The organism is Acinetobacter sp. YH12106 (assembly GCF_013418995.1).
Taxonomy (GTDB): Bacteria; Pseudomonadota; Gammaproteobacteria; order Pseudomonadales; family Moraxellaceae; genus Acinetobacter; species Acinetobacter pseudolwoffii.
The window spans coordinates 1-11,778 of the sequence record NZ_VPAV01000032.1 but is presented as its reverse complement, the minus strand read 5'-3'; the positions used below and the strand labels follow the sequence as shown (position 1 = coordinate 11,778).

Below are 11,778 nucleotides of genomic sequence, written 5' to 3'. Positions count from 1 at the left end.
ACGTATAGGAAGAATAAACGCCCTTTTCACCCAAGTCCAACAGCTTTGGACCGCAGTTGACTCTTTCGACACCCCTGCGATGCAACCCAATCCGGCTGACGGGGAGCCAGCAACGCTGAAAATTTACCCTCCTCTTTCCCACTAGCGGCTCCTTTTCCGACAACCAGCACGGCGGATCCCTGCCGCGGCGCTGTGAACGCAGCATTTTGATTGGTATCGTTGGCCTTCAGGCTCGTCAGTCAAACAGACCCAGGAGCAGCTCAGCCGGTGGCGCCCGGCTTTCGGGTAACGCCCTGGTCCCGCTGGTTTCGGCTTTGTGCTTCAGGTGATCAAGGATCTGCTTGATCACTATAGGGTCTTCAATGCAGGCGATGACTTTCATGGCGCCGCCGCAGCCGCTGCAGGTCTCGATGTCGATATTGAAAACACGCTTGAGCCGTTGCGCCCATGTCATCGACGCTGGGGTCGTTTGCGGGAGAGGGCGAAATCCTACGCTAAGGCTTTGGCCAACGATATTCTCCGGTAAGATTGATGTGTTCCCAGGGGATAGGAGAAGTCGCTTGATATCTAGTATGACGTCTGTCGCACCTGCTTGATCGCGGCCGCGATAGCTAGATCGCGTTGCTCCTCTTCTCCATCCGCGTTCCAAGCTGCGGAAAGGCACCCATAAGCGTACGCCTGGTCGAGCAGGCGACGCGGATCGACGTCCAGCGCACGAGAGAATGCGTCCGCCATCTGTGCAATGCGTCTAGGATCGAGACAAAGGTCGTCTCTGTCAGCCGGATCGTAGAACATATTGGCGGCGCCAAAGCCCACTTCACCGACCAGACCGACGGGATCTATCACCAGCCAGCCGCGACTGGAGAACATGATGTTTTCATGATGCAGATCGCCATGTAGCCCACGCAGTTCCGAGGCATTGCTCATCATTTGATCGGCTATAATCGCCGCGTGGACGTAGTCAGTTTGACAACCTGCGTTTTGATCATCGCGCGCCCGCTGAAACAAAGCTGCAAAGCGATCCCGGATCGGGAGAAGGGCAGAAGGCAGGGGTTCCTCAGATGCGGCATACAGCTTCGCCATTAGTTCCGCTGCAATTTCGGTCGCCTGGTAGTCGCCGTGCTCGGCAACGATGTGAGAGAGCATTCGCTCCCCGGCATATTCGAGCAACATCAGATTGTTCTCACGACCGAGCAACCGGACTGCTCCCCTCCCATTGCGCCATACCAGATAGTCGGCCCCGCGCAGTTCATCAGCAATGTCTTCTATAGGTTTCAATCCCTTGACGATTGCAGGAGTCCCGTCTGGCAATGAAACTTTCCAAACGAGGCTGGAAAAGGTGTCCGCAATGAGAACAGGTTGCGAAACGTGCCAATGAGCAGGAAAAACAGGCGGCATGAACATCAACCCCAAGTCAGAGGGTCCAATCGCAGATAGAAGGCAAGGCGTTCGCGGTCGGGGGCTTCGATCCCCAATACATTGAATAGGACAGCGAAGGCGCGCTCTGCTTCATCTGGCGCTGCCCAGTTCTCTTCGGCGTTAGCAATCATGAGTGCCAAATCGGCATAGCGATCTGCTGTTCCGAGCCGCCCAAGGTCGATCAGACCCGTGCATTGAAGAGTTTTAGGGTCCACCATGAAGTTCGGCATGCAGGGATCACCATGGCAAACAACCATATCGGTGCGCTCTTGGTCGAGCCGCACCGGTAGCTCTCGTTCGACACGAGCCAAAAGATCGAGCTGCGGCGTACTCTTGTCCTCGTCCGGTAAGAAGTCGGGATTGACGGCATTGCGGGACACCACATCAACGGCGCGTCCGAACATTCGCGACAGCCTGCGCTCAAACGGACATTGATCAACCGATAGGCTGTGAACAGCGCCAAGTTGCTGCCCCATTGACGGCCACGCTTTGAGCAAATCCGCTCCAGACAGATCAGCCGCCGGTACTCCCGGAATTGCCGTTATCACCAAGCATGCACCCTCCTGTTCCTCCTGCCAGTTGATCACCTCGGGGCAAGCCACACCTCGACCTTTGAGCCAAATGAGGCGGTCACGCTCTCCAGCGAGCTCACCGCGGCGGGAAGCAGGTGCGATTTTCGCGAAGGCATGCCCGTCACCACGTCGAAAAACAAAATCACCAGATTCTCCGCCTCTGACAGGCAACCAGTCAGAATGCGATTCACCAAAAAAAATATTAGTTCGATTCAATGGAGGTTCCTTCAGTTTTCTGATGAAGCGCGGAGGTGAGAGGTGGTCCCACTTGTTTGAACAACTAAAAGCTTATTTATAAGTGATACTCTGCTCTAGTTAAGCTACCTTATTTTGTTGTGGTAGCTGGTCATAGTAAAACTCATCTGGAGTCATTTTGTCCAGACTCGAATGAGGTCGTTTCAAATTATAAAATTCAAAATATGCGTTTAATTGCTTCTTCGCATCCAAAACATTGCTGTAGGCTTTGAGATACACCTCTTCATATTTAACGCTCCGCCATAATCGTTCAACCATCACATTATCAACCCATCGACCTTTACCATCCATACTGATTTGAATGCCATTTGATTTCAATACATCAATAAATGCATCACTGGTAAACTGACTGCCTTGGTCTGTATTAAAGACTTCAGGTCGGCCATATTTTTCAATAGCTTCATTTAATGTTTCTATGCAAAATGTAACCTCCATACTAATCGATACTCTATGCGCAAGTACCTTGCGGCTATGCCAATCAATCACAGCACATAAATAAACAAAGCCTTTTGCCATAGGGATATACGTTATATCCGTAGACCACACTTGATTACTGCGCTGAATAGCCAATCCTTTGAGCAGATATGGATATTTACGGTGAGCTTGATTGGCCTGACTTAGATTTGGTTTACGATATAACGCATTAATGCCCATTTTCTTCATTAAAGTACGTGTATGACGTCGTCCTATATGATGTCCTTGACGATTCAATAAATCACGCATCATACGGCTACCTGCAAAAGGGTATTGCATATGTAACTCATCCATACAGCGCATCAGCTTCAGATCTGATTCACTCACAGGTTTTGGGCGATAGTAATAACAACCACGGGAGACTTTCAGCAGCTTAGCTTGCTTAGATACTGAAATCTGAAGTGAGTCATCGATTAACTTTTGTGGTTGAAGCGACCCAGTTTCTTCAACACACCTTCTAAAAAATCAATTTCTAATGCCTGCTCACCGATTTTTGCATGTAGTTTTTTTAGATCGATGGGTGGTTCTGTTGGAGCTTTTGATTGATCGAAAGCTTGCGAGGAAGCTGAAATCAGTTGATTTTTCCAGTCAATAATTTGGTTTTGATGAACATCAAATTCAGCACTCAATTCAGCAAGTGTTTTTTCTGCTTTAATCGCAGCAAGTGCTACCTTAGCTTTAAAGTCATTTGAATGATTTCTTCTTGGTCTACGTGTCATAAAATACTCCATATATTGATGTTTATAACATCATTTGGGGAGCAAAATATCACTTATAAGTGTTGTTCAAATTTCCTGATCCACCTCTGTGGCTCAACCTGCGAAAAGAAACGAGTTGCTACGTAAGTCCGAGAACATGCTTTCCATGGTCTCTGAGCTCGCCTTTGGGACCGACATATCGGTAGAGAGTGACGCGCTCGATGCCGAGTTCCTTGCAGAGATCGGAAACTGAAGTATCGCGCTGGGCCATGGCGGCTTGCGCGAGACGCACCTGAGCTTTGGTGAGCGCGAATTTTCGTCCGCCCTTGCGACCGCGCGCTCTCGCGGAGGCGAGACCCGCCATGGTGCGCTCTCGGATCAGATCCCGCTCGAACTCGGCCAAGGTGGCGAAGATTCCGAACACCATGCGACCGGACGCAGTCGTGGTGTCGATCTGAGCGCCCTTTCCAGTCAGAACCCGCAGGCCGATCTTGCGGTCTGACAGCTCCTTCACCGTGTTGACCAGATGGGCAAGCGATCGTCCGAGGCGATCGAGCTTCCAGACCACCAGCACATCGCCGTCACGCAATGACTTGAGGCAGGCAGTCAAGCCAGGGCGATCATCACGACCGCCGGAAGCAAGATCATCATAGATATTGTCCCGTTCGACACCTGCGGCGCGCAAGGCGTCGTGCTGCAGGTCGAGAGACTGCGAGCCATCGGCTTTGGAGACGCGGGCATATCCGATCAGCATGTATCACAAACGTTGGTTTGAGGCGGCGCTTCGGCCACGATTGCATTGACCTCTGGAAATGTATCTCAACCAGCTTCATAAACAAAGCGTCTTGAACGCTATCAGATTTTGAAAAAGGAACATGTATGCCGCGTCGCGTCACTCTAACCGATCGGCAGAAAGACGCGCTGTTGCGCTTGCCGACTTCACAGACGGATTTGCTCAAGCACTATACGCTGAGTGATGAAGACTTTGGGCATATCAGGCTGCGTCGGCGCGCTCACAACAGGTTCGGCTTCGCCCTGCAATTGTGTGTCCTGCGCTATCCCGGCCGGGTGCTGGCTCCAGGCGAACTGATCCCTGCAGAGGTCATCGAATTTATCGGAGCGCAGCTTGGCCTGGGTGCCGACGATCTCGTAGACTATGCTGCCCGCGAGGAAACACGGCACGAGCATCTTGCCGAGTTACGGGGGCTCTACGGCTTCCGCACCTTCTCCGGACGTGGTGCGAGCGAGCTGAAGGAATGGTTGTTCCGAGAAGCCGAGATGGCGGTGTCGAACGAGGATATCGCCCGTCGCTTCGTAGCCGAGTGCCGACGCACCCGCACTGTCCTTCCCGCGACATCCACGATCGAGCGGCTTTGTGCCGCGGCTCTCGTCGATGCCGAGCGACGCATCGAGACGAGGATCGCCAGTCGGCTGCCTATGTCGATCCGAGAACAGTTGCTGGCATTGCTCGAGGAGACGGCTGATGATCGGGTGACCCGTTTTGTGTGGCTGCGCCAGTTCGAGCCTGGCTCGAACTCTTCGTCGGCCAACCGGCTGCTCGACCGGCTCGAATATCTGCAACGCGTCGATCTCCCCGAGGATCTGCTTGCCGGCGTTCCTGCCCATCGGGTGACTCGTCTGCGCAGGCAGGGTGAACGGTATTATGCCGACGGCATGCGCGATCTCCCGGAGGACAGGCGGCTTGCGATCTTGGCTGTTTGCGTCTCGGAATGGCAGGCGATGTTGGCCGACGCAGTGGTCGAAACCCACGACCGGATCGTCGGCCGTCTCTACCGTGCTTCGGAGCGTATTTGCCATGCAAAGGTCGCAGACGAAGCGGGGGTGGTGCGTGACACCCTGAAATCCTTCGCCGAGATCGGGGGCGCCCTGGTCGATGCACAGGATGATGGCCAGCCGCTGGGCGATGTCATCGCGAGGGCACTGTTGCAAAGTTAGCGATGAGGCAGCCTTTTGTCTTATTCAAAGGCCTTACGTTTCAAAAACTCTGCTTACCAGGCGCATTTCGCCCAGGGGATCACCATAATAAAATGCTGAGGCCTGGCCTTTGCGTAGTGCACGCATCACCTCAATACCTTTGATGGTGGCGTAAGCCGTCTTCATGGATTTAAATCCCAGCGTGGCGCCGATTATCCGTTTCAGTTTGCCATGATCGCATTCAATCACGTTGTTCCGGTACTTAATCTGTCGGTGTTCAACGTCAGACGGGCACCGGCCTTCGCGTTTGAGCAGAGCAAGCGCGCGACCATAGGCGGGCGCTTTATCCGTGTTGATGAATCGCGGGATCTGCCACTTCTTCACGTTGTTGAGGATTTTACCCAGAAACCGGTATGCAGCTTTGCTGTTACGACGGGAGGAGAGATAAAAATCGACAGTGCGGCCCCGGCTGTCGACGGCCCGGTACAGATACGCCCAGCGGCCATTGACCTTCACGTAGGTTTCATCCATGTGCCACGGGCAAAGATCGGAAGGGTTACGCCAGTACCAGCGCAGCCGTTTTTCCATTTCAGGCGCATAACGCTGAACCCAGCGGTAAATCGTGGAGTGATCGACATTCACTCCGCGTTCAGCCAGCATCTCCTGCAGCTCACGGTAACTGATGCCGTATTTGCAGTACCAGCGTACGGCCCACAGAATGATGTCACGCTGAAAATGCCGGCCTTTGAATGGGTTCATGTGCAGCTCCATCAGCAAAAGGGGATGATAAGTTTATCACCACCGACTATTTGCAACAGTGCCGTTGATCGTGCTATGATCGACTGATGTCATCAGCGGTGGAGTGCAATGTCGTGCAATACGAATGGCGAAAAGCCGAGCTCATCGGTCAGCTTCTCAACCTTGGGGTTACCCCCGGCGGTGTGCTGCTGGTCCACAGCTCCTTCCGTAGCGTCCGGCCCCTCGAAGATGGGCCACTTGGACTGATCGAGGCCCTGCGTGCTGCGCTGGGTCCGGGAGGGACGCTCGTCATGCCCTCGTGGTCAGGTCTGGACGACGAGCCGTTCGATCCTGCCACGTCGCCCGTTACACCGGACCTTGGAGTTGTCTCTGACACATTCTGGCGCCTGCCAAATGTAAAGCGCAGCGCCCATCCATTTGCCTTTGCGGCAGCGGGGCCACAGGCAGAGCAGATCATCTCTGATCCATTGCCCCTGCCACCTCACTCGCCTGCAAGCCCGGTCGCCCGTGTCCATGAACTCGATGGGCAGGTACTTCTCCTCGGCGTGGGACACGATGCCAACACGACGCTGCATCTTGCCGAGTTGATGGCAAAGGTTCCCTATGGGGTGCCGAGACACTGCACCATTCTTCAGGATGGCAAGTTGGTACGCGTCGATTATCTCGAGAATGACCACTGCTGTGAGCGCTTTGCCTTGGCGGACAGGTGGCTCAAGGAGAAGAGCCTTCAGAAGGAAGGTCCAGTCGGTCATGCCTTTGCTCGGTTGATCCGCTCCCGCGACATTGTGGCGACAGCCCTGGGTCAACTGGGCCGAGATCCGTTGATCTTCCTGCATCCGCCAGAGGCGGGATGCGAAGAATGCGATGCCGCTCGCCAGTCGATTGGCTGAGCTCATGAGCGGAGAACGAGATGACGTTGGAGGGGCAAGGTCGCGCTGATTGCTGGGGCAACACGTGGAGCGGATCGGGGATTGTCTTTCTTCAGCTCGCTGATGATATGCTGACGCTCAATGCCGTTTGGCCTCCGACTAACGAAAATCCCGCATTTGGACGGCTGATCCGATTGGCACGGCGGACGGCGAATGGCGGAGCAGACGCTCGTCCGGGGGCAATGAGATATGAAAAAGCCTGAACTCACCGCGACGTCTGTCGAGAAGTTTCTGATCGAAAAGTTCGACAGCGTCTCCGACCTGATGCAGCTCTCGGAGGGCGAAGAATCTCGTGCTTTCAGCTTCGATGTAGGAGGGCGTGGATATGTCCTGCGGGTAAATAGCTGCGCCGATGGTTTCTACAAAGATCGTTATGTTTATCGGCACTTTGCATCGGCCGCGCTCCCGATTCCGGAAGTGCTTGACATTGGGGAATTCAGCGAGAGCCTGACCTATTGCATCTCCCGCCGTGCACAGGGTGTCACGTTGCAAGACCTGCCTGAAACCGAACTGCCCGCTGTTCTGCAGCCGGTCGCGGAGGCCATGGATGCGATCGCTGCGGCCGATCTTAGCCAGACGAGCGGGTTCGGCCCATTCGGACCGCAAGGAATCGGTCAATACACTACATGGCGTGATTTCATATGCGCGATTGCTGATCCCCATGTGTATCACTGGCAAACTGTGATGGACGACACCGTCAGTGCGTCCGTCGCGCAGGCTCTCGATGAGCTGATGCTTTGGGCCGAGGACTGCCCCGAAGTCCGGCACCTCGTGCACGCGGATTTCGGCTCCAACAATGTCCTGACGGACAATGGCCGCATAACAGCGGTCATTGACTGGAGCGAGGCGATGTTCGGGGATTCCCAATACGAGGTCGCCAACATCTTCTTCTGGAGGCCGTGGTTGGCTTGTATGGAGCAGCAGACGCGCTACTTCGAGCGGAGGCATCCGGAGCTTGCAGGATCGCCGCGGCTCCGGGCGTATATGCTCCGCATTGGTCTTGACCAACTCTATCAGAGCTTGGTTGACGGCAATTTCGATGATGCAGCTTGGGCGCAGGGTCGATGCGACGCAATCGTCCGATCCGGAGCCGGGACTGTCGGGCGTACACAAATCGCCCGCAGAAGCGCGGCCGTCTGGACCGATGGCTGTGTAGAAGTACTCGCCGATAGTGGAAACCGACGCCCCAGCACTCGTCCGAGGGCAAAGGAATAGAGTAGATGCCGACCGAACAAGAGCTGATTTCGAGAACGCCTCAGCCAGCAACTCGCGCGAGCCTAGCAAGGCAAATGCGAGAGAACGGCCTTACGCTTGGTGGCACAGTTCTCGTCCACAGTTCGCTAAGCTCGCTCGGCTGGGTCGCGGGAGGGCCGGTCGCAGTGATTCAGGCCCTTCTGGATTGTGTTGGTCCCCAGGGCACGATTGTCATGCCCACGCACTCGGGTGATCTGACTGATCCCGCAGATTGGAGATCGCCGCCCGTGCCTGCCGATTGGGTGCAGATCTTGCGCAACGAGATGCCGGCATACGATCCGCAAACCACACCAACTCGGAACATGGGTGCAGTGGCTGAATTGTTCCGGGCGTGTCGCAAACACTTTTGGAGGCAGCTATCACCCAGCCAAGGCCGGTATTTTCATGCTTTGTTAACCTTTTGCAGTCCGAAGAGGCGCGCAAGCAAATCATTCTGGTCATTGACGGTCCAGCCGCCTGAAAAGCCAAAGCCCTTCCGCAGCCACAGCATCGCCTCGAAACCCGCGATGGTTCGCCGCGCCGTGTTAAAGGATTGGAAACCGCCGATCTTCGGCATGTTCTTCTTCACCCGGAAATGGTCGCTCTCAATCCCCTGCTGGAGATGTTTGGTCACATAATGCACGGGATCGGGATGGAGAAGCCCATCATCAACCGACGTTTTGATCGTTGACGGGAAGGTGTTGGCCCCGTCCGTCCCAATCCTGTTCGGCGACAACAAGGGTTCATCTTTAAGCATCTTTCGGAAGAACCGCTTGGCAGCGTCGAGATCGCGCTTAGCGGTCAGCAGGAAATCCACCGGATTGCCATGCTTATCGATGGCTCGGTACAGATAGCGCCATTTGCCGCGGATCTTGACATAGGTCTCATCAATCCGGACCGAGCCGCAATGGGGTCGACGAAACTGCCGCAGCCGTTTCTCGATGACAGGTGCATAAGCCAATACCCAGCGGTTGATCGTGCTATGATCGACCTCGAAGCCCCGCTCGCGAAACATCTCTTCCAAGTCACGATAGCTGAGCGGGTAGCGCAAGTACCAGGCAACCGCCTGTACAATCAGCCAGGCCTCGAAATGCCTGCCCTTGAAATCATCCTTCGACTGGCGCTTCAGCTTTTCGGCAATGGTATTCAAAATCATCGGCTCGCTCCGCAATATCAGGAGCGGCAACTTCTCTCCCCATGGTCAACATCGAGTTAACCTGAAGAATTTGCGACAAGGCCATGCGTTCCGCTCCGGAGATGTCTGGCTTACTAGGTCCCGGCGCTATGGCGATCTGAAACACGCACTCGTTCCGGCACAATCCATCGCGGAAGGCGGTCGTCTCGCTGTGCCATTGCGGCCGGAGGAATGGCTGGCAGACCGGCAAGCTCGCCTCGACATGCGGTTGCGCGAGCTTGGCCGTGCCGCTCGCGCAGGCACGATCCCGGGCGGGTCGATTGAAAACGGCGTTCTGCATATCGAGAAACTCGAAGCCGCCGCGCCGACAGGCGCCGAAGATCTGGTGCTCGATCTCTACAAGCAGATCCCGCCCACGCGCATCACCGATCTCCTGCTGGAGGTGGATGCGGCGACCGGCTTCACCGAAGCGTTCACCCATCTGCGCACAGGAGCACCCTGCGCTGACCGGATCGGGCTAATGAACGTTATCTTGGCGGAAGGGATCAACCTCGGCTTGCGCAAAATGGCGGATGCGACAAACACCCACACCTTCTGGGAATTGATCCGCATTGGACGGTGGCATGTCGAGGGCGAAGCCTATGACCGGGCGCTGGCCATGGTGGTCGAGGCACAGGCAGCGTTACCCATGGCCCGGTTCTGGGGCATGGGCACGTCGGCTTCGAGCGACGGACAGTTCTTCGTCGCTACAGAGCAAGGTGAGGCCATGAACCTGGTCAACGCGAAATATGGCAATACCCCGGGCCTGAAAGCCTATAGCCACGTCTCCGACCAATATGCGCCGTTCGCAACCCAGGTGATTCCTGCAACGGCAAGCGAAGCGCCTTACATCCTCGATGGCCTGCTGATGAACGATGCTGGACGCCATATCCGCGAGCAGTTCACCGACACGGGCGGCTTCACCGATCACGTCTTTGCCGCATGTGCCATTCTCGGCTACCGGTTCGCTCCGCGCATCCGCGACCTGCCATCCAAACGGCTCTACGCGTTCAATCCGTCGGCCGCCCCGGCGCACCTGCGAGCGTTGATCGGCGGAAAGGTCAACCAAGCCATGATCGAGCGCAATTGGCCCGACATCCTGCGCATCGCCGCCACCATTGCTGCCGGGACCGTCGCGCCAAGCCAGATTCTGCGGAAACTCGCCTCCTATCCGCGGCAGAACGAGCTCGCGACAGCCCTGCGGGAAGTCGGTCGCGTCGAGCGCACCCTGTTCATGATCGACTGGATTCTGGATGCCGAACTCCAACGGCGTGCCCAGATCGGGCTCAACAAAGGCGAAGCTCATCATGCGCTGAAGCGGGCAATCAGCTTCCACCGCCGCGGTGAAATCCGCGACCGTTCCGCCGAAGGCCAGCATTACCGCATCGCCGGCATGAATCTGCTCGCCGCCATCATCATCTTCTGGAACACCATGAAGCTCGGCGAGGTCGTTGCAAACCAGAAACGCGATGGAAAGCTGCTATCGCCCGATCTCTTGGCCCATGTTTCGCCGCTCGGATGGGAACACATCAATCTCACCGGAGAATATCGCTGGCCAAAGCCTTAGCGTAGGATTCCGCCCCCTCCCGCAAACGACCCCATCAAGGATCTGCTTGATCACTATAGGGTCTTCAATGCAGGCGATGACTTTCATGGCGCCGCCGCAGCCGCTGCAGGTCTCGATGTCGATATTGAAAACACGCTTGAGCCGTTGCGCCCATGTCATCGACGCTCGCCGTTGTGCTGGTGTTGCCGGTTCATCAGCCACCCTGACCTTGTTGCCCCTGCCCCGTTTTGCCGGCGTGACCAACGCCCGGTGCCGACTGTTGGGTGCGAACACCCCGTGGAAGCGGGTTAGGTTGACTCTGGGCTTCGGTACCAGGGCGGCCAGCCTTGCAATGAAATCCAATGGTTCGAAAATGACGTGCGTGGTGCCGTCCCGGTACGGCGTCTTGAGCTGGTAGCGCACGTTGCCGCCTCGTGTTAACGACAGCCGCTTCTCGGATACCGCCGGGCGGCTGATGTACCGGCACAGCCGTTCGAGCTTCTTGCGTTCATCGGCCCTGGCCGCCACGCCGGCGTGCAGGCTGGACCCGGCTACCTTGCCAATCCCGTCACCGAACGGATCACCACTGGTCGGCAGAGTTTGCAAAGTGAACACCTTTCGCCCCGCCTGTGAACCGACAGCGATACGGTAAGTGATCGAGTGCCCCAGCAGGGGTGTCATCGGGTCGTCATCCACCGCATCCGAGGCCAGATAGCTGTTTTCGACATCCCGTTCCAGCAGGCCTTGCCGTTCCAGATAGCGACCCACCCGGTGGGCGATGGTG

General features: G+C 56.1%; 9 protein-coding genes and 4 pseudogenes. 5 read left to right on the top strand and 8 right to left on the bottom strand.

Annotated elements, in window-relative coordinates:
• Positions 1-235: 235 nt before the first annotated feature.
• The 5 genes and pseudogenes from FTU45_RS14045 to FTU45_RS14025 all read right to left on the bottom strand — a co-directional run.
• Positions 236-466, bottom strand: a pseudogene (locus FTU45_RS14045) (IS91 family transposase); the annotation flags it as partial.
• A 101-nt stretch (positions 467-567) separates the two neighbouring features.
• Complete coding sequence (locus FTU45_RS14040) at positions 568-1,404, bottom strand: aminoglycoside O-phosphotransferase APH(6)-Id (protein WP_000480968.1); 837 nt, start codon at positions 1,402-1,404, stop codon at positions 568-570.
• Positions 1,404-2,207 (bottom strand): aminoglycoside O-phosphotransferase APH(3'')-Ib, encoded by an 804-nt coding sequence (aph(3'')-Ib, locus tag FTU45_RS14035; RefSeq protein WP_001082319.1) that lies wholly within the window; start codon positions 2,205-2,207, stop codon positions 1,404-1,406. Before aph(3'')-Ib ends, FTU45_RS14040 begins: the two co-directional genes overlap by 1 nt.
• A gap of 99 nt (positions 2,208-2,306) precedes the next feature.
• A protein-coding gene (locus FTU45_RS14030; RefSeq protein WP_223672967.1) for an IS3 family transposase occupies positions 2,307-3,439 on the bottom strand; the annotation gives its coding sequence in 2 pieces (ribosomal slippage) (positions 2,307-3,187 and positions 3,187-3,439; 1,134 coding nt in all).
• 118 nt (positions 3,440-3,557) lie between these two features.
• Entirely contained in the window at positions 3,558-4,172 is a 615-nt protein-coding gene (locus FTU45_RS14025; RefSeq protein WP_000904906.1) for a recombinase family protein, read from the bottom strand.
• 125 nt (positions 4,173-4,297) lie between these two features.
• Between FTU45_RS14025 and FTU45_RS14020 the strand changes: the two are divergent.
• Positions 4,298-5,353, top strand: a pseudogene (locus FTU45_RS14020) (DUF4158 domain-containing protein); the annotation flags it as partial.
• A gap of 54 nt (positions 5,354-5,407) precedes the next feature.
• On the opposite strand, the gene FTU45_RS14015 reads toward FTU45_RS14020, so the two are convergent.
• On the bottom strand, positions 5,408-6,112 hold the full coding sequence (locus tag FTU45_RS14015) for an IS6-like element IS26 family transposase (RefSeq protein WP_001067856.1): 705 nt from the start codon (positions 6,110-6,112) through the stop codon (positions 5,408-5,410).
• 113 nt (positions 6,113-6,225) lie between these two features.
• Here FTU45_RS14015 and aac(3)-IVa point away from each other — a divergent pair, with 113 nt between their 5' ends.
• The 3 genes and pseudogenes from aac(3)-IVa to FTU45_RS15655 form a co-directional block, all read left to right on the top strand.
• Positions 6,226-7,002: an aminoglycoside N-acetyltransferase AAC(3)-IVa gene (gene aac(3)-IVa, locus FTU45_RS14010; RefSeq protein WP_001199192.1), complete on the top strand. Its 777-nt coding sequence runs from the start codon at positions 6,226-6,228 to the stop codon at positions 7,000-7,002.
• 228 nt (positions 7,003-7,230) lie between these two features.
• Complete coding sequence (aph(4)-Ia, locus tag FTU45_RS14005) at positions 7,231-8,256, top strand: aminoglycoside O-phosphotransferase APH(4)-Ia (protein ID WP_000742814.1); 1,026 nt, start codon at positions 7,231-7,233, stop codon at positions 8,254-8,256.
• Between the two features lie 5 nt (positions 8,257-8,261).
• Positions 8,262-8,615, top strand: a pseudogene (locus FTU45_RS15655) (AAC(3) family N-acetyltransferase); the annotation flags it as partial.
• Positions 8,616-8,677: 62 nt separating this feature from the next.
• On the opposite strand, the gene FTU45_RS13995 reads toward FTU45_RS15655, so the two are convergent.
• The gene (locus FTU45_RS13995; RefSeq protein ID WP_000602738.1) at positions 8,678-9,430 is read right to left on the bottom strand and encodes an IS6 family transposase; all 753 of its coding nucleotides are present in this window, start codon (positions 9,428-9,430) and stop codon (positions 8,678-8,680) included.
• A gap of 85 nt (positions 9,431-9,515) precedes the next feature.
• On the opposite strand from FTU45_RS13995, the pseudogene FTU45_RS13990 reads away from it, so the two are divergent.
• Positions 9,516-11,015 (top strand): annotated as a pseudogene (locus FTU45_RS13990) (Tn3 family transposase); the annotation flags it as partial.
• On the opposite strand, the gene FTU45_RS13985 reads toward FTU45_RS13990, so the two are convergent.
• Positions 10,929-11,778: transposase (locus FTU45_RS13985; RefSeq protein ID WP_373685762.1), on the bottom strand; the 850-nt coding region annotated here is incomplete at its 5' end. The pseudogene FTU45_RS13990 and the gene FTU45_RS13985 sit on opposite strands and share 87 nt — an antisense overlap.